Origin of the sequence: Bacillus sp. FSL K6-1033, from assembly GCF_038630765.1 — a bacterium.
GTDB classification, from domain to species: domain Bacteria; phylum Bacillota; class Bacilli; order Bacillales; family Bacillaceae; genus Bacillus; species Bacillus altitudinis.
This window is the reverse complement of record NZ_CP152041.1, coordinates 1,213,068-1,230,199: the sequence shown is the minus strand read 5'-3', so window position 1 is coordinate 1,230,199 and position 17,132 is coordinate 1,213,068. Positions and strand designations below refer to the sequence as shown.

18 protein-coding genes are annotated in these 17,132 nt (G+C 43.0%); 1 reads left to right on the top strand and 17 read right to left on the bottom strand.

Translation table 11 applies throughout. From position 1 onward, the window contains the following. Window positions 1-254: 254 nt before the first annotated feature. On the top strand, window positions 255-1,580 hold the full coding sequence (locus tag MHH31_RS06200) for an amino acid permease (protein ID WP_024719606.1): 1,326 nt from the start codon (window positions 255-257) through the stop codon (window positions 1,578-1,580). A 13-nt stretch (window positions 1,581-1,593) separates the two neighbouring features. Here the strand turns inward: MHH31_RS06200 and MHH31_RS06195 are convergent, their stop codons facing one another. The 17 genes from MHH31_RS06195 to MHH31_RS06115 all read right to left on the bottom strand — a co-directional run bounded on the left by MHH31_RS06195 (window position 1,594) and on the right by MHH31_RS06115 (window position 16,914). Next, complete coding sequence (locus MHH31_RS06195; protein ID WP_008358910.1) at window positions 1,594-1,923, bottom strand: hypothetical protein; 330 nt, start codon at window positions 1,921-1,923, stop codon at window positions 1,594-1,596. Between the two features lie 63 nt (window positions 1,924-1,986). Then, window positions 1,987-2,943 (bottom strand): sugar-binding transcriptional regulator, encoded by a 957-nt coding sequence (locus MHH31_RS06190; protein ID WP_342495382.1) that lies wholly within the window; start codon window positions 2,941-2,943, stop codon window positions 1,987-1,989. A 92-nt stretch (window positions 2,944-3,035) separates the two neighbouring features. Continuing rightward, window positions 3,036-3,821: an SDR family oxidoreductase gene (locus tag MHH31_RS06185; RefSeq protein WP_024719604.1), complete on the bottom strand. Its 786-nt coding sequence runs from the start codon at window positions 3,819-3,821 to the stop codon at window positions 3,036-3,038. Further along, a complete protein-coding gene (locus tag MHH31_RS06180) occupies window positions 3,799-4,494 on the bottom strand; it encodes an SDR family NAD(P)-dependent oxidoreductase (protein ID WP_342495381.1) in 696 nt (231 codons plus the stop codon). Before MHH31_RS06180 ends, MHH31_RS06185 begins: the two co-directional genes overlap by 23 nt. A 31-nt stretch (window positions 4,495-4,525) precedes the next feature. After that, window positions 4,526-5,908, bottom strand: coding sequence for a dihydrolipoyl dehydrogenase (lpdA, locus tag MHH31_RS06175; protein ID WP_056407862.1), 1,383 nt, complete (start codon window positions 5,906-5,908; stop codon window positions 4,526-4,528). Between the two features lie 12 nt (window positions 5,909-5,920). Further along, complete coding sequence (locus MHH31_RS06170) at window positions 5,921-7,243, bottom strand: dihydrolipoamide acetyltransferase family protein (protein ID WP_178897143.1); 1,323 nt, start codon at window positions 7,241-7,243, stop codon at window positions 5,921-5,923. Window positions 7,244-7,260: 17 nt separating this feature from the next. Next, a complete protein-coding gene (locus MHH31_RS06165; protein ID WP_026050078.1) occupies window positions 7,261-8,241 on the bottom strand; it encodes an alpha-ketoacid dehydrogenase subunit beta in 981 nt (326 codons plus the stop codon). 31 nt (window positions 8,242-8,272) lie between these two features. Beyond that, on the bottom strand, window positions 8,273-9,256 hold the full coding sequence (pdhA, locus tag MHH31_RS06160) for a pyruvate dehydrogenase (acetyl-transferring) E1 component subunit alpha (RefSeq protein ID WP_048001645.1): 984 nt from the start codon (window positions 9,254-9,256) through the stop codon (window positions 8,273-8,275). A 180-nt stretch (window positions 9,257-9,436) separates the two neighbouring features. Next, window positions 9,437-10,468 carry an alcohol dehydrogenase catalytic domain-containing protein gene (locus tag MHH31_RS06155; RefSeq protein WP_342495380.1) on the bottom strand — a complete coding sequence of 344 codons (1,032 nt, stop codon included), beginning with the start codon at window positions 10,466-10,468 and terminating at the stop codon, window positions 9,437-9,439. Continuing rightward, entirely contained in the window at window positions 10,465-10,911 is a 447-nt protein-coding gene (locus MHH31_RS06150; protein WP_008346260.1) for a hypothetical protein, read from the bottom strand. The genes MHH31_RS06155 and MHH31_RS06150 overlap by 4 nt, the downstream gene beginning before the upstream one ends. Window positions 10,912-10,973: 62 nt before the next feature. Next, window positions 10,974-11,252, bottom strand: coding sequence for a PTS sugar transporter subunit IIB (locus MHH31_RS06145; RefSeq protein ID WP_017367077.1), 279 nt, complete (start codon window positions 11,250-11,252; stop codon window positions 10,974-10,976). Between the two features lie 19 nt (window positions 11,253-11,271). Continuing rightward, window positions 11,272-12,645: a PTS transporter subunit IIC gene (locus MHH31_RS06140; RefSeq protein WP_007498866.1), complete on the bottom strand. Its 1,374-nt coding sequence runs from the start codon at window positions 12,643-12,645 to the stop codon at window positions 11,272-11,274. Window positions 12,646-12,695: 50 nt separating this feature from the next. Beyond that, window positions 12,696-13,163 carry a PTS sugar transporter subunit IIA gene (locus tag MHH31_RS06135; RefSeq protein WP_008346265.1) on the bottom strand — a complete coding sequence of 156 codons (468 nt, stop codon included), beginning with the start codon at window positions 13,161-13,163 and terminating at the stop codon, window positions 12,696-12,698. Window positions 13,164-13,403: 240 nt separating this feature from the next. Beyond that, window positions 13,404-14,135, bottom strand: coding sequence for a sulfate ABC transporter ATP-binding protein (gene cysA, locus MHH31_RS06130; RefSeq protein ID WP_342495379.1), 732 nt, complete (start codon window positions 14,133-14,135; stop codon window positions 13,404-13,406). 15 nt (window positions 14,136-14,150) lie between these two features. Beyond that, window positions 14,151-15,020, bottom strand: coding sequence for a sulfate ABC transporter permease subunit CysW (gene cysW / locus MHH31_RS06125; RefSeq protein ID WP_342495378.1), 870 nt, complete (start codon window positions 15,018-15,020; stop codon window positions 14,151-14,153). Between the two features lie 5 nt (window positions 15,021-15,025). Continuing rightward, window positions 15,026-15,871, bottom strand: a complete 846-nt coding sequence (gene cysT, locus MHH31_RS06120; RefSeq protein WP_024719596.1) for a sulfate ABC transporter permease subunit CysT — start codon at window positions 15,869-15,871, stop codon at window positions 15,026-15,028. 11 nt (window positions 15,872-15,882) lie between these two features. Next, complete coding sequence (locus MHH31_RS06115; protein WP_058337450.1) at window positions 15,883-16,914, bottom strand: sulfate ABC transporter substrate-binding protein; 1,032 nt, start codon at window positions 16,912-16,914, stop codon at window positions 15,883-15,885. Between the last annotated feature and the right edge of the window lie 218 nt (window positions 16,915-17,132).

The following is a 17,132-nucleotide window of genomic DNA, read 5'->3' as shown; positions in this document are numbered from 1 at the left end:
AAAGTCAACCATTCGGCTGCATCTTTATTGGACGTTCGGCTTCCGCCTATTAAATTAACATTAAATCAAAAATAATCTTCTATTGTTCGCTTTTAAGATAACATTCATCCTAATATCTCCAATAAATGAACACTTTTAAATACAAATACGAAAATCAGAAAATTTTTTTAATTCTAGTTTTCCTAAAATCGTATTACAATGAACAAAATACATGTCACAGTAACGTACGAAAGTGATGCAGGAGGTCGTGTGTAATGAACAAAGAACAACCAGCGTTAAAACAAGACATCGGCTTATTTTTTGCCCTATCTCTTGTCATCGGAACAATTATTGGATCTGGCGTTTTTATGAAGCCTGGCAACGTCCTTTCTTATTCAGGAAGCTCAGGCATCGCCTTATTCGCATGGCTGTTAGGCGGGATCTTAACCCTTGCAGGCGGACTCACAGTCGCTGAAATTGGTACACAAATCCCACGTACTGGCGGTTTATATGCCTATCTTGAAGAAATATACGGTGAATTTTGGGGCTACTTATGTGGCTGGGTGCAAATTATTATTTACGGGCCAGCGATTATTGGTGCTCTTGGTCTTTATTTTGGTTCATTATTAGCTAATTTATTTTCTCTTTCTTCTTTATGGGCTACAACGATTGGCATTATCACCGTTCTTTTTTTATGTGTGATCAACATCATGGGAACGAAATACGGTGGTTTTGTCCAAGGACTGACCACGATCGGAAAGCTTGTTCCAATTGCAGCAATTATTGTGTTTGGCTTATGGAAAGGAAATGAACATATTTTCACAGCCGTCAATGAGAGTATCGCACAAATGAACTTCGGTGCAGCAATTTTGGCGACGTTATTCGCCTATGATGGCTGGATTTTGCTTGCAGCGCTTGGCGGTGAAATGAAAAATCCAGAGAAACTGCTTCCTCGCGCGATGGCAGGCGGTATTTTAATTGTCACAGCATGTTATCTCTTTATTAACATCGCCCTTTTGCATGTGTTACCAGCTGATCAAATCGTTCAACTAGGTGAAAATGCAACAAGCACAGCTGCTACAATGCTCTTTGGTCCAATTGGCGGTAAAATTATTAGTATCGGAATCATCATTAGTATCTTTGGCTGTTTGAATGGAAAGGTTCTTTCGTTCCCGCGTGTCATTTTTGCGATGGCAGAACGAAAACAAATTCCGTTTGCCAAAGCCATTTCACGCATTCATCCTACTTTTCAAACACCTTGGATCGCTGTATTTGTACAGATTTTGATTGCCATTGTGTTTATGATCGTCAGTAATCCCGAGAAGCTGTCAGAAGTTTCAATTTTCATGATTTACATCTTTTATGTGATGGCCTTTTTCGCTGTCTTTAAGCTAAGAAAACAAAACAGGGGAATGAAGCGCGCTTATAGCGTACCACTTTACCCGCTCACACCGATCATTGCAATTATCGGCTCTTTCTTTGTCTTAATCAGCACCATGATCACCGATTGGCAAAGCTGCCTGATCTCCATGCTGATCGGCATTGCTGGACTGCCGATTTATTACTACATGAAAAAAACACAAAATAAAGCAGAGCGCTAAGACAGCCTCTGCTTTATTTTTTATATTGCTTAATGACCTTATAAGATTCGTTTAAATATCTCATCAGCCGGTATGGCTTACTTAAAACCCGGATGGGGAGTCTTGAAATAAATCCATTCAGATTCGCCTTATACTCCTGCGTCATCCGCTTCGGCTTTGTGGCAATTTTTTCATACACTTCTTTGTAAAATTCCTTCATGATGTCGACTTGCACACTGATCTTCTGATGACACTCTGTACACTCAACGCTTTTCATCTGATCATTCACATAAACGATGCTGTGGAGGGTCTCTTCTTGGCACCGAGTACAGTGTAGGTTTGCTTCCATTTCGGTTTTCTTCAAGATACACAGCTCCTTTCTCGTTTGATGTTGCTCTTTTTATACAATACGATGGCTGTCAGCTGTTTATTGGACAGATGCTTCCTTTAAAATAGCTGCCGCAGTCAATTCATCGGTGACGAGCACCTGAATAAAGCCGCCGTTTAAAGCCCCTAAAATACTTTCAGCCTTATGGGTTCCTTCCACAACTGCGATGACTTTTTTCACGTTCTTTAATTGTTCTAACGATAATCCAATCACCTTTTGGTTCAACTCATCTTGGACTGGTTTCCCTTCCCCGTCAAAGAAACGAAAACCAATATCACCAACAGCTCCTGATTGCCTTAAACCAGACAAATCTTCTTCTTTTAAATAACCGACTGTTTTCAATGTAGAGCCTTTATGCGGATTCCCAATACCGATCAGGGCAATATCAACATTTCTGCCTTCTTCAAGCACAGCTTCTATGTCCTGCATCGCCATCAGCCGCTCTTTTAATTCTTCTGTTTCTAAAATTGCAGGTGCATATAAATAGGAGCACGTACCATTCATCTTCTTTGCCAGCTCATATGCCAGCTGATTCGCGTGAATGTCGACTGCCTGCCTGCCCATTCCGCCCTCTAAAGGAATGACTTTGACATCGTTTCTTCGCTCAAATGGATATTCCTTCACGAGCTCGGCAAGTGTGGTTCCCCATGAAATACCGATTTTCTCAGCGTCTTTCATGTTTTTAGAAAGATAATAGGCGCCCGCTTGACCGACTGCCCGTTTGACCATCTCAGACATTGTCCCGACACTTGGGACAACAACAGCATCCGTTAATTGAAAGGTCGTTTCGAGCTGCTTTTCAAGTTCCACTGTATGAATACTTTCGTCTTTAATGTACACTTCAACGATTCCCACATCTTTTGATTTTTGTAAGAGCTTTGAAATGACTGGTCTTGAGACATTGAGCTTTTTTGCAATCTCCTGCTGCGTCCACCCGTCTGTATAATAAAGATGAGCAACCTTGACGAGCTGTCGTCTTTCTTCCCAATTCAGCATGTGACATCATCCTTTTAATATACTATGATTACCAGTATACCAAACATTCGTTTCTAATTGGAACAATTGTTATGAAAATAAAAAAAGAGCGATTAACTCTCCGCTCTTTTTCCCTCGCTATATTTAGGCTGATACGTTCTCCCGCCATCTAATAAGAGTATCTGTCCGTGCAAATAGCTTCCCTCGTCACTTGCGAGAAATAAAGTGACTCCAGCAATATCTTCTGGTTTTCCTAATCTCCCGATAGGAATAAGGGATCGAAGCTGACTTTTCTCAAGCTCAGTCGGATAGAGCGTATCAAGCATCTGAGATTCAATGACGCGCGGTGCAATGACATTGATGCGGACATGATGGGAACCCAATTCCTTTACAAGCGAACGCATGAGACCAAATGCCCCGGCTTTTGACGCGTAATACTGGATGCCGCCGCCAGAGCCTGTTATCGCAGATCCTGATCCAATAATGACAACGCTGCCTTCTTTCCGCTCACATAGATAGGGTGCTAATGCTTTGATGCAATAGAAAAGACCATATAGATTCACAGCCAGTGTCTTTTTCCAAAGGGAAAAATCAACCTCTAAAAAAGGAAGGGATTTCGTCATTCCTGCTGAATAGACAAGATGCCCAATGCCACCCAACTCCCTTTCAGCTGCTGACGCCATTTGCTGAACACTTTCCCACGATGAAACGTCAGCTTGGAACGTCAGCAGCTGAGGATGCTGTTGTTTTAAAAGCGAAAGTCCCTGTTCATCTATATCTGACACAGCTACACGATGCCCTTCTTTTAAAAAACGCTGAGCAATTTCTTTGCCGATGCCTTGGGCGCCACCTACGATGAGAACTGGTTTTTGTTGATTAGCCAGCGCTCTCACCCCCATCAAGCATAATTGCTGCTCCATCTGTAAATGCACCGTACGATGTACTTAAGAAAACCGTCATATGAGCCACCGTCTCCTTGATTTGCTCTTTGTCAGGAAGCAAATGGAGAGGCGGCGGAAGTAGTGCCAATACCCGGATGCCTTTGTCTTTAAATTCGCGCGCTAATCCTTTTGTCATGGCATTCAACATACTATTTGATGTAGCATGTGAGATCCCGCCATCACCTGTTATGCTGCCTGATGAGGAAATATTAATGATGCAGCCCTGCTTCTGATCCACCATATGCCAAACAGCAGCTTGACTGGAAAGAAAGACTGTATTTACGGATCTTTCCACTTCATCGACCCAGATCTCAGGATTTACGTCATCAATCTCCTCACCTGCTTTTTGCTCGGCTTGATTGACTAAAATATCAAGCTTGCCGCATGTATCGATGACTTGTCTTAGCATAAGCGTAGCATCACGCGGTGTCTCAAGCGGATTGATGACAACAGTCGATTGGCCGCCTAATTTTTCAATGTCTTCGCTTATCGACTTTGCTTTTGATTCATCACGAAAAGCGTGTATGAAAACATGTGCACCTGCCTGGGCCAAAGCCAGGCAGATGGCTTCTCCAAATCCATCTGTGCTATCTGTCACAAGTGCCACTTTCTGATGAAGCTGGACGTGCACACGGATCTCCTCCCTATCCCTTGTTTGGCATTTATTTTCTCAGCTTACTCACAATATCAAGAGCTGCTTCATAAAAGCCTTCTGAGATGGTTGGATGCGGGTGAATCATTTTGGCCATCTCTTCAGCTGTTCCTTCTAAATACATAAATGAAGAAGCCTCTGATATCATCTCCGTTACATGCGGACCAACCATTGTAGCGCCAATGACTTCACCATATACGGTATCGTACACGAGTTTAATAAAACCGGTTTGAACACCTGCTGCCAACGCTTTTCCGCTTGCAGCTAAATCAAATCGCTCTGCCCGCACGTTTAGCCCTTTGGCTTTTGCCTCTTTCTCTGTCAGTCCCACACTCGCTACTTCTGGCAATGTATAAATACATCTAGGAACGATGTCGTGATTCATTTTTTCAGGCTCGCCGCATATATTGCTAACCGCAACAGCTGCCTCTGCCATCGCCGCATGAGCGAGCTGATAGCCGCCGGCTACATCTCCAATTGCATATACACCTTCAGCACTTGTCTTCATCTCATCGTTTACTTTAATAAAAGGACCATCCAGCTGAAGGTCCAGCTGACTGACAGCAGAGACATTTGGTCTTCTTCCGACGCAAACTAGCAGTCTTTCAGCCGTAAAGATGTGCGTCTCTCCTTTATCGTCTGTCGCATGAATTGCTTTGACTCCTTCGCTTTCTGTTACCTCTGTCACCGTCGTTTTCTTTGCGATATGGATGCCTTTTTTCTTCAATTCTTTTTCTAGTAATTTCGACGCTTCTTCATCTTCCTGCGGAATAATCGACGGAGCGGCTTCTATAATGGTGACTTTTGATTGGAGACTCTGGAAGATGCATGCCAGCTCAAGACCAATTACACCCCCGCCAATAATGACGACAGATGCAGGAATATCTGGGATGTCAAAGATCGTATCACTTGTGTCAAATTGAATCTCTTTGAGCCCTGGAATAGGCGGAATAGCAGGTGATGAGCCAGTGGCAATGATCAGCTCTTTTGTTTCAATCGTTTCTGATCCATCTTGTTTTTCAATGTCAATGCGATTTTTTGTCACAGCTGTGCCTCTGCCGTTATATACATCAATCTTTCCTTGCTTTAATAAAAAGGCGATTCCGCCCCTGAGTTTTTCGATGACATCATCTTTACGTTTTCTCATTTTATCGAAGGAAAGAACCATCTCACCTGTTTCGATTCCCCAGCTTTTTGCTTTCTCAATGGATTCAATGACTTCTGCATGTTTGAGCAGTGTCTTTGAAGGGATACAGCCTCGATTTAAACAAGTCCCCCCTAGAAAATCCTCTTCAATCAATGCAACCTTGTGTCCACGTTCAGCGGCTTGAAGGGCGGCAGTATATCCGCCAGGCCCTCCACCAATGACTGTCAGATCATACGTTTTTGTCATCCGATTCATCTCCTACATTAGCAATTCAAATGGTTGTTCAAGCACTTTTTTAAGGTCTGTTAAAAAGGCGGCTGCTGGTGCACCATCTACCACTCGATGATCAAATGATAAACTGACGCCCATCATTGGCCGCACCTGAATTTCTCCATCGATCACTACAGGTTTTTCTTGAATGCGTCCAACACCTAAAATCGCCACTTCCGGCTGATTAATAATTGGGGTAAACGTGTCAATGGCATACATCCCTAAGTTACTAATGGTAAATGTAGACCCCTTCAACTGGTCTGGCAGTAGCTTTTGATCGCGTGCATTTCGACCAATTTCTTTTGCTTCTTTTGTGAGCTGTTTCAGCCCTTTTTGATTTGCATGAGAGATGACCGGAACCATTAAGCCGTCTTTCACAGCAACCGCAAGACCAATGTGCACATCCTCATGGAAATGGAGCTCATTTTGTTCAAACGTCATATTGATTTGCGGATGGCGCGTGAGGACACTGCTGACCGCATGGATGATGATTTCTGTAAACGACAATCTGTAGCCTGTCTCTTTTTCAATCGCTGGGAGCAGCTGTTTGCGCACTTCTTTTGCTTTTGTCATATCAATTTCACTTGTTAATGTGACGTGCGGCGCTGTAAAGGCACTTTGTGACATGCGATCTGCGATCACTTTTCTCATCCCGGCTAGTTTTTGTGTTCTCACTGGAGCAGCCTCTGCCTTTTGTGCGCCTGCTGCTGTCACATCACTCTTCATGATTTTGCCGTGAGCGCCAGAACCAGCAACATTCGCTAAGTCGATCCCTTCACGAGCAGCCACTTTTCCTGCAAGTGGTGATACGCGCTGGCCTTCCTCGTTCGTGTGAAGGGCCGCTTCGACATCCCGTTTTTGAATTCTGCCTTTTGGTCCTGTACCAGATACTTCGTGAATGGCTACTTGGTGATCTTTTGCCGTTTTTCTCGCTGCAGGAGTTGCGCGTACTTTCTCACCCACCGCTGGTTCAACTTCAGTCGAAACAGATGGTTCAGATGGTGATGACGTTCCGCTGTCTTCAGAAGATGCTTCATCTGACTGCGCTGGCGGCTCGCTCGGTACCTGCTCATTAGCCTCTCCGATATATCCAATGACAGCATTAACTGGAATCTGATCATCTGCTTCGTAATATTTCTTTAGAAAAACGCCATCATCATAGGCTTCAACCTCGATATTGATTTTGTCTGTCATAATCTCAAATAGAGGCTCACCGATTTCAACCGAATCTCCTTCTTCTTTAAACCATTGAAGCAAGGTACCGATCTCCATCGTACTGCTTAGCTTCGGCATAAATATCTCTTTTGGCATGATCTTCTCCCCTTTACTTAAGAGCGCACGAGCTCTTTTGCTGCTTCAATAATATCTGGCACTTGTGGAATGACTGCTTTTTCCAGCGTTGGGTTGTACGGTATTGGGACGGCAAGACCACCAAGTCGTTTAATAGGCGCATCTAAATAGTCGAAGGCTTCACTTTCCGCTATCATACTGGCAATCTCTCCGCCGTAGCCGCCTCGTTTCACTGCCTCATGCACAACGATACATTTGCCTGTTTTTTTCACAGATTCAATAATGGTTTCTTCATCTAATGGGACGAGCGTTCTCGGATCAATGATCTCGACATCGATCCCTTCCGCTTCAAGTTCCTTCGCTGCTTCGAGCGCTTTATGCACCATAATGGCTGTTGCGACAATTGTGACGTCCTTTCCGCTTCTCTTCACATCCGCTTTCCCTAAAGGAATCGAGTACTGCTCTTCTGGTACTTCACCAATTGTTTTATATAAAAGCTTGTGTTCATAGAAAATGACAGGGTTGTCATCATCCATTGCTGCTTTTAAAAGTCCTTTTGCATCATAAGCTGTTGAAGGCTGAACCACCTTTAGTCCAGGAATATGAGCCATCCACGCTTCTAAGCTTTGGGAGTGCTGCGCTGCGGCACCTGTCCCAGAACCTGCTGGTGTTCTGACAACAAGCGGCACCTTCCCTTTTCCGCCAAACATGTAACGTGTTTTCGCTGCTTGGTTTACAAGCTGATCCATTGCAATTGTAATAAAGTCAGAGAATTGTAGTTCTAAAATCGGACGCATCCCTGTCAAAGCCGCTCCGACTGCGCCTCCTGCGATGGCAGCCTCTGAAATCGGCGTATTGCGGACGCGTTCTGGACCGAATTCCTCGATCATCCCGCGCGTGACACCAAATGCGCCACCGTATACGCCGATATCTTCACCTAAAATGAAGACATCTTGATTTTTTCTCATTTCCTGACTCATTGCTTCTCGAACGGCTTCTAAATATGAAATCTCTCTCATTGTCGTGTTTGTCACGTGATTCCCCTCCTAATTAGGCGTATACATCCTCTAATAGTGTGTCAATTGATGGTTCTTTACTATTTTTCGCAAATTCAACAGATGCCTCGATCTCTTGTTTCGCTTCTTCTTGTAAACGAGCAGCCTGCTCTTCTGTCAGAACATCTAGCTCCATTAAGAGTGACTTAAAGCGTTTAATTCCGTCTTTTTGTCTCCATTCTGTTTCTTCTTCACGTGTACGGTATTTTTTCGCATCACTCTTTGAGTGACCCTTCCAGCGATACGTTTTCATTTCAATGAGTGATGGACCTTCTCCAGCTCTTGCACGGCTGACCGCTTCATCTACTGTGTTCATAATCTCAACCATGTCATTTCCATCAATCGATTTTCCTGGGATTCCATAGCTTTCTGCTCTTGTTGAGATGTCTTCAATGTTGATCATTTCTTTCACAGGACCAGACATGCCGTATTGGTTGTTTTCACAAATAAACACAACAGGTAAATCCCAAATGGAAGCAAGATTCAGCGCTTCATGGAAGCTGCCTTCATTTGTGGCGCCGTCTCCGAAGAAACAAAGGACCACAAAGCCTTCCTTTTTCATCTTGGACGTGAGCGCCGCACCTGTTGCAAGCGGAATACCGCCGCCAACAATTCCATTTGCCCCAAGGTTTCCTTTTTCTAAGTCGGCAATATGCATGGAGCCGCCTTTTCCTTTGCAGTAACCCGTTTCACGTCCGAACAGTTCAGCCATCATTTTATTGACCTCTGCACCTTTTGCAATACAGTGACCATGTCCGCGGTGTGTACTGACAATCTTATCTTCATCCTTTAACACAGCAATAGATCCAACAGCCGATGCTTCCTGTCCAACACATAAATGGGTCGTTCCATGGATTAATCCTTTAGCAAAGAATTGATCGACCTTTTCATCAAAATATCTTACTAACCACATTTGTTTATATAAATCTGCTAATTTCTCATGACTAATCTGTTCAGGCAAAGTGATTTGTTTTTGCATTTCTTCTCTCCCCTTTACATTTGTTCTTATATGTTACATTTGTAATTATCATACGTTTAACTCTCATTGAAGTCAAGCATTTCCGTTTATTTTTTAAGCGTTTTCATCTTTTTTCAGAAAAAAAGAGAAAGGCAAAGCCCTTTTCCAAAGACCTTCTCTTTCTCTCCATCTCGTACATTCTCATTCATCTGGATACATCATGATTTTGACACTTTCACCTTCTGGATGCCTAGCGCATTCTATCGCCTGACGAAGCTGACTTAATGGATATCGATGCGTCACCATTTTTTCTGTATGAACGACTTTCGCTTTTAAGAGCTCTAGCGCTTCACGATAATGATAGGGATGCGAGGAATAAGCTCCGACTACTTTCACTTCATCATGGAAAAAACGTTCTGCTGGAATGGAGACATCCCCTTTCGGAAAGTGAGCAAAGACCAAAATCGTTCCGCCTCTTGCGACAGCTTGAAATGCTTCTTTTAAAAGCGCACTACTACCCACAGAAATAATGACAAGGTCCGCTCCCTTTCCATCTGTTTCTTTCATGACGCGGTTTTCTACTGGCTCAGATGCTGGATGAAAAGCGACGTCCGCCCCAAGATTTCTTGCTTGAAGGAGCCTGTTCTCATTTACGTCTGTGATCATCACTTTTCCAGCCAAATAATATTTGGCAAGCTGTAATTGAATGCAGCCAATTTGCCCCGCTCCAAGAATCAAGACCGAATCTCCAGGATGAACGGGCGCCCTTTCAAAGCCGTGAAGACAGCAGGCAACCGGTTCGACCATCGCTCCTTGTTCATATGAGACGTCATGTGGGAGCTTGCCCATTGTATGCTTAACATGTAAAGCAGGAACACGAATATATTCCGAAAAACCGCCCGGCTCTACATTTGTGGCTGCAAATTGCGGGCACATTGTATAAAATCCTCTTTGACAAAAGTCACAAGTAAAACAAGGGACATGATGCGCTACATACACCCTGTCTCCCGTTTGAACATGTGTGACGTGACGGCCTGTTTCGATAATGTCACCAGCGATTTCATGCCCTAGCACTGTGCCAGGAGGTATCGTCTCATGTGTCGCTTTATAAATATCCGTCCCGCATAACCCGCAGGCACGCATTTTTAATAACACTTCATCATCACCAATGGCTGGCCGCTTCCGCTCCTCGTAACGAATGTCCTCTGAAGAATAAAAGACAGCTGATTTCATTTAGCCGCATCCTCCTTTTCATCACATGTCGCAAGACTCTGCAAGGATTGAACGAGCTGCTTGTACTCACTCATCTCACTTGAAATCCAGTAGCGTCCGCCAAATATTCGCGCAGGTCCCACTCTGACATATACTTTCCCGATATGAGGATATGGTTTTAAAAACAATTTTCCTTTAATATCGGACACGGCATATGTGTGCCACCTGCCAAAAGCACCTATTTTCAGCTCATCTTCACTAATCATGATATTCGTTGGCTGATTCAGGCCAGTGATGCTAGAAAGCATAAGGATAGGCAGCGTATAGACACCTAACACAGCTAATGGCTCAGGTCCTGCCGACATCAACGTATAAAGAGACCAGAGAAAAAACACACATATTAACAAGGCCGGAAGGAAAATAGAAAACATGGCAGACGTTCGGCTATAAGCATGCTGCTGCATGAGAGCTCCCCCTTTCAAATGACATGGAAGGAGCTTTCGCAGCTCCTCCACGCAATCATCGTTCACTTAATATGATCGATAATTTTTTCAATATCATCTTCAATGCCAAATCCCGTTAAAAAAGATAACGTTTGAATCACAGGCGTTCCTTTTGTATCACTAACAGGCGTTGTCGTCACAATTAAATCAGCACCCTCCGCTTTCTGCGGAACCTCAGATGCCTTACACTGTTCAACGATGACATCGTATCCTTTTTCCTTTAATGTCTCTTCTACCTTTTTTGCCACAACCGTTGACGTAGCAACTGCCGTTCCGCAAGATACTAATATTTTTTTTGCCATGAGAATCCCTCCACCTCGTTTATTGATCTTTTTGATCTAAGCCCATTTCTTTTGCATACTGCTTTTTAATATCATTTCGCACCCAGTACCAAAGAAGCGCATATGCCAGTGCACAGACAATCGCTGCAATGAAGTAAGGATTGCTCGGATCAAGAAGTCTCACCATGATCCAAGGAATGACGTGTGAACCAAGATCGATACCAGAGATCATATTTGCCCCTTCTGGGAAGTCGAAACCAACTGCTTTCCCCATTGTTGTGGCGAGTGGTGCAAGGTTCGTTGCAATGAAGAAGACAATCATTAAGGTAAAAATACTGTTAATGAGGCCGCGAATAATATTCCCACGAGCGGCTGCTACTGCCCATACTACTGTAAATGGCAGAACCGATAAGTCTGCAAACGGCAGCATACCATTGTAAGGAAGAACGACAGCGAGCAAAATGGTGATTGGCACCATCAAAAGGGCTACAGCCATATTCGCTGGATGACCAATGACAATCGCTGTATCCAAACCAATATAGACATTTTTTCCAGGGAAACGCTTTTGAATATAAGAACGAGCACCCTCAGAGATTGGAATAAGTCCTTCCATTAATAAAGCAACCATTCTTGGCATTAACACAAGCACTGCAGCCATTTGAATTCCAAGGGTCATGACACCTTTTGCATCATAGCCCCCAAGAAGACCAATAATGATACCAAGTATAAGACCCATCACAAGCGGTTCACCAAAGATGCCAAAACGTTTTTTCAAAGTTTCTGGATCCGCATGAATTTTGTTTAGACCAGGGATTTTATCAATCACGCGGTTTGACGCATACATGAGCGGAGCGAAGTTGACCGTTTCAGCATGAGCCATCGATACGCCTTTTAATCCGAAATGGTGTTCAATCGTCGGTGCCGTCCAATCGGCGAGTTTTAGTGTAATCGCAGAAACGATTAAACCAACGGCAAGAGCTAAGAACATATTATGATAAGCGTAGTAAGTAACAGAAGCAGCGAAAATCAAATGCCAGAAATTCCAAATATCCACATTCAATGTTTTCGTAAAGTTAACAGACAGCAAAATGACATTTAACAAGAGCACAAGAGGAATCATCAAAGGGGCAACAGGTGTACCAAATGAAATGGCGGCTCCAATCGGCCAACCGACATCTAAAATATCAAGCTTTAATCCAAGAGAATTGACCATGGCTTTGGCTGCTGGTCCAAGACCGCTTACAAGTAAATTAATGACCAGATTGACCCCGACAAATCCAATTCCGATGGTAATACCTGCACGGAAGGATTTTTTAAATCCTTGCCTTAAAATCATACCGAATAATGTCATAATAATTGGGAGCATAATTGTTGGCCCTAAGTCTAAGATGAAATCGACGGCTTGCTTGATCATACATCCACCTCCTGATTTTAAATAAAGCGCTTACATTATGTCGTGAATAGCTATTGGTTTAATTCTTTTTGAAGTACATCAACGGCTTCTTCATACGATGTCATGTGAGATAAACTTGTCATTACTTCTTCTTTTCTGAAAAGCGTCATCAGTTTCTCTAACATCACGAGCTGCTTACTAGGTTCAGAGATTGCCAGAACGAACACAATTTTGGCTTGAACTGTCTCATGAGGGCTTCCCATCTTATGAAAAATAACAGGTTCCTTTAATGTCGCTACACTGATCGCCGGTTTGTTTACATGTTCAGGATCTGTATGGGGAATGGCTACCCCAAAGGTCGCAAGAGGAAGACCGGTCGGATATGTTTTTTCTCTTTCAAGCACTGCTGGTAAAAAGCTCGATTTAATATACCCTCCAGTTTCTAACCTTTCTGCTAAATAGGCAGTCACCTCCTCACTTGAAGATGCTTCGTATTGCAGCTCAATCAGCTGTTGATCTAACTCAAACAAGCTGTTCAAACAACCACCCCTTTCATTTGGTATAAATATGAACACATGTAACAAAAAGAATGAACATTTTAAAATAGAACCTTTTGTGAAGCGCTTACAAATAGATGTTTTGTAAAATGTTCAATACTGTTACCTTTGTAAAGATATTATAATATTCGAAATTATAAGTCAATGTTCCTAGGAAAATTTTTATAAAAAATGATGCAGCTTTTTGCCGCATCTCTTTCATTACATCACATCAACTTCTTGTTAAATATGGCTTCCTATATCTAAAAACTCAGATACAAAAAGGTTGTCTGTCTGCTCTGTCATTTCTTTTTTTGTGCCGATTTTTTCGATTCTGCCCTCATTCATCACCACAACACGATCAGCGATATCAAACGCTTCTTCTTGATCATGCGTCACAAAGATGGTCGTCATTTGAAATTCTTGATGAACTTTTTTCAGCCAATGTCTTAATTCTTTTCTCACCTTTGAATCTAGTGCACCAAAAGGTTCATCTAAGAGAAGAGCTTTCGGTTTGACGGCAAGTGCACGCGCGAGTGCTACACGCTGCTTTTGTCCACCTGACAGCTGCTCTGGATAACGATGTTCATACTGCGTTAATTGAACGACTTTCAGCAGCTCATGCACCCGCTCTTTGATGTCTTTTTTAGGCAGCCTTTCTCCTCTAGGTTTCATCTTCAATCCATAAGCCACATTATCAAATACCGTCATATTTCGAAAAAGCGCATATTGCTGAAAGACAAAACCAATTTGCCGTTTTCGCACTGGAATATAAGTATAATCCTGTTCTCCAAATAAGACCTGCCCTGTATTCGCATCATCAAGCCCTGCAATAATTCTTAATAAAGTCGTCTTACCTGACCCAGACGGTCCAAGTAAGGAAATCAATTCCCCATTTCCGATCGTCAAATCCACGTTTTGCAAAACCTTCGTATGCCCAAATTGCTTTGATATTTGTTTCACTGTAATCCCCAAGGCTGATCCCTCCATTTATTTTGAACGCTTGCCAAGCCTATGATCCATCTGCTGAATGATCTGCTTGATGATTAATGTAATGACCGCTACAAATGCCATGAGAGAGGCCACGGCAAAAGCCGCTTGGAATTGATACTCGTTGTATAGAATTTCTATATGAAGCGGCATCGTATTCGTCATTCCGCGGATATGACCGGATACAACCGACACTGCACCAAATTCACCAATTGCCCTAGCCCCTGCTAAAATAGCGCCGTAAAAAAGGGCCCATTTTATATTTGGAAGTGTCACAAGGAAAAAGGTCTTCCACCCACTGGCACCAAGCGTAAGCGATGCTTCTTCCTCATGAATGCCTTCATTTTGCATAAACGGAATTAACTCTCTCGCAACAAAAGGAAATGTCACAAAGATGGTCGCAAGAATCATCCCCGGTACAGAGTAAATCACTTTCCATCCATTTGCTAAAAGCCACGGTCCTAAAAGTCCATTTGAACCAAATAAAAGTACAAATACAAGTCCTGCAATGACAGGTGACACCGCAAACGGAAGATCAATGACAGTCGTTAACAAACGTTTTCCCGGGAAATGAAATTTTGTGATGAGCCAAGCAGCACTGACCCCAAAAATCATTTGAAGCGGCAATGTGATCATCACAATGAAAACAGTCAATTTAATTGCCGCAAGCGTGTCTGGATGTGAGATGGCAAGAAGATAAGAACTCCATCCTTTCTCAAAAGCCTTTGAAAACACAGCAATCAACGGCATGAGTAAAAACAAAATCAAAAAAGCATACACCACACCAATCAACATACTCTTCACCGCTTTTGATTCCGTCACAGGACTCCTGTACTTGATGCGGTGCTCTTTAATAAACTCCCTTTCCAATCATCTCACCTCACTTCCACTTGTTTTTTCCGCTCGACAAACCACTGCAATCCGTGAATCAATAACAAAATGACAAATGATAAGAGCAGCATGAAACAGGCAATGGCTGCGGCACCTTGATAATCATACTGCTCAAGCTTAGACATGATCATCAGTGGTGTAATCTCTGTTTTAAACGGAATATTTCCCGCTATAAACACAACGGAGCCATATTCACCGAGTGCTCTTGCAAATGCAAGAGAAAATCCAGTCAGCACCGCTGGAAACAAGGCAGGCAGCAGTACATGAAAAAAGGTCTGTTTTCTTGTAGCACCAAGTATAGCTGCGGCCTCTTCCACTTCCTGCTCAAGCCCCTCAATGACCGGTTGAACCGTTCTTATGACAAATGGAACGCCAATAAAAATCAGTGCCAAAATAATACCAAGCGGGGTGTATGCCACCTTCACATGCAAAAATTGCCCAATCCACCCATTCGGAGAATAAAGAGTCGTCAAAGCGATGCCAGCCACTGCCGTTGGAAGAGCAAACGGCAAATCGATGAGGGCATCCAGGATGTTCTTTCCTGGAAACGAGTACCGCGTGAGAACCCATGCGATCAGTACACCGAAACCTGCATTGATGAGTGCAGCTGCAAAAGAAGTCGTAACCGTCAGCTGCAGCGACTTTAGCACCCGCGCATCACTAAAGACATTCCAAATTCCTTCTGCTCCTAATGAAGCCGTCCAAATAAATACCATAGATAAAGGAATCACGACAATCGCACTAACATAAACAAGTGTCACTCCGAGACTCAGCCCGAATCCAGGCAATACACGTTTTCTTTTATTGGCGGCAGCATAGCCTTTCTTCATCACGTCGCCCCCTATTTTTGTCCGCTATATATTTGATCAAATAATCCGCCATCATCAAAAAATCTTTTCTGCGCCTTTCGCCATCCGCCAAATGCCTGATCAATGGTCACCATATCAATCTCTTTAAATTGATCTTTATATTTGTTTAGCACTTCTTGATTTCTTGGTCGATAATAGTTTTTCGCCGCAATTTCCTGACCTTTTTTAGAATACAAATAATCTAAATAAGCCTTTGCCACTTTCTCTGTTCCTTTTCGTTTCACATTTTGGTCGACAACGGCAACGGGCGGCTCTGCTAAAATACTAATGGAGGGACTGACAATTTCAAATTTGTCTTTGCCTAATTCATGCAGTGTTAAATAGGCTTCATTTTCCCAAGCAATTAACACGTCACCAAGACCGCGCTCGACAAAAGTTGTTGTGGCGCCACGAGCACCTGAATCGAGCACCTCGACATGCTCATATAACTTTTTCACAAAATCCTTCGTTTTTTCTTCATCCCCATGAAAGGTTTTATCGGCATATGCCCATGCGGCTAAATAATTCCATCTTGCACCGCCTGACGTTTTTGGATTTGGTGTGATGATAGATACACCTGGCTGAATCAAGTCATCCCAGTCTTTAATATTTTTGGGGTTTCCTTTCTTCACAAGAAACACAATAGTAGACGTATAAGGTGTGGACTGATTCGGAAATTCTTTTTGCCAATCCTTTGAAAGTAGCCCTCGATCTGCAATGGCATCAATGTCGTACCCAAGAGCAAGTGTAGCCACGTCTGCTTCGAGTCCATCAATAATCGATCTCCCCTGCTTACCTGACCCTCCATGAGACTGCTGTATCGTCACATCTTCACCGGTTTTGTCTTTCCAATAAGTCTGAAAGGCTTGATTGTATTCCTGATACAATTCACGGGTAGGATCATATGACACATTCAACAGCTCAATCTTTCCCTTTTGATTTGAGGCTTCATTCGCATTTGAGCATGCAGCACTTGTGATGATGAAAAGTGTCATCGCAATAGAAATCCATATCCATTTTTTCATGTTATCCGCTCCCTTTCACATTGAATAGTGACACCAACCTTGCCGTTTTCAGTTCAATACGCAAAAAAGGCTCTCAGCGATTGAAGTACAAAAAAGTTCTGTACGTCAATGCCAAGAGCCTTCGGTTGTCCGATCAGCTATGTATGATTGATGTTAGTCTATATATTATTCAAACTATTCACAGGTGTCAACTATGTTTTTATTTTAATGAAAACACA

Excerpts from the sequence above, each read along its gene's own strand:
- MHH31_RS06200 (WP_024719606.1), top strand. The coding sequence starts at position 255 with ATGAACAAAGAACAACCAGCGTTAAAACAAGACATCGGCTTATTTTTT.
- MHH31_RS06190 (WP_342495382.1), bottom strand. The coding sequence starts at position 2,943 with ATGCTGAATTGGGAAGAAAGACGACAGCTCGTCAAGGTTGCTCATCTT.
- MHH31_RS06185 (WP_024719604.1), bottom strand. The coding sequence starts at position 3,821 with ATGGGGGTGAGAGCGCTGGCTAATCAACAAAAACCAGTTCTCATCGTA.
- lpdA (WP_056407862.1), bottom strand. The coding sequence starts at position 5,908 with ATGACAAAAACGTATGATCTGACAGTCATTGGTGGAGGGCCTGGCGGA.
- MHH31_RS06170 (WP_178897143.1), bottom strand. The coding sequence starts at position 7,243 with ATGCCAAAAGAGATATTTATGCCGAAGCTAAGCAGTACGATGGAGATC.
- MHH31_RS06165 (WP_026050078.1), bottom strand. The coding sequence starts at position 8,241 with ATGAGAGAGATTTCATATTTAGAAGCCGTTCGAGAAGCAATGAGTCAG.
- pdhA (WP_048001645.1), bottom strand. The coding sequence starts at position 9,256 with ATGCAAAAACAAATCACTTTGCCTGAACAGATTAGTCATGAGAAATTA.
- MHH31_RS06155 (WP_342495380.1), bottom strand. The coding sequence starts at position 10,468 with ATGAAATCAGCTGTCTTTTATTCTTCAGAGGACATTCGTTACGAGGAG.
- MHH31_RS06150 (WP_008346260.1), bottom strand. The coding sequence starts at position 10,911 with ATGCAGCAGCATGCTTATAGCCGAACGTCTGCCATGTTTTCTATTTTC.
- MHH31_RS06145 (WP_017367077.1), bottom strand. The coding sequence starts at position 11,252 with ATGGCAAAAAAAATATTAGTATCTTGCGGAACGGCAGTTGCTACGTCA.
- MHH31_RS06140 (WP_007498866.1), bottom strand. The coding sequence starts at position 12,645 with ATGATCAAGCAAGCCGTCGATTTCATCTTAGACTTAGGGCCAACAATT.
- cysT (WP_024719596.1), bottom strand. The coding sequence starts at position 15,871 with ATGAAGAAAGGCTATGCTGCCGCCAATAAAAGAAAACGTGTATTGCCT.
- MHH31_RS06115 (WP_058337450.1), bottom strand. The coding sequence starts at position 16,914 with ATGAAAAAATGGATATGGATTTCTATTGCGATGACACTTTTCATCATC.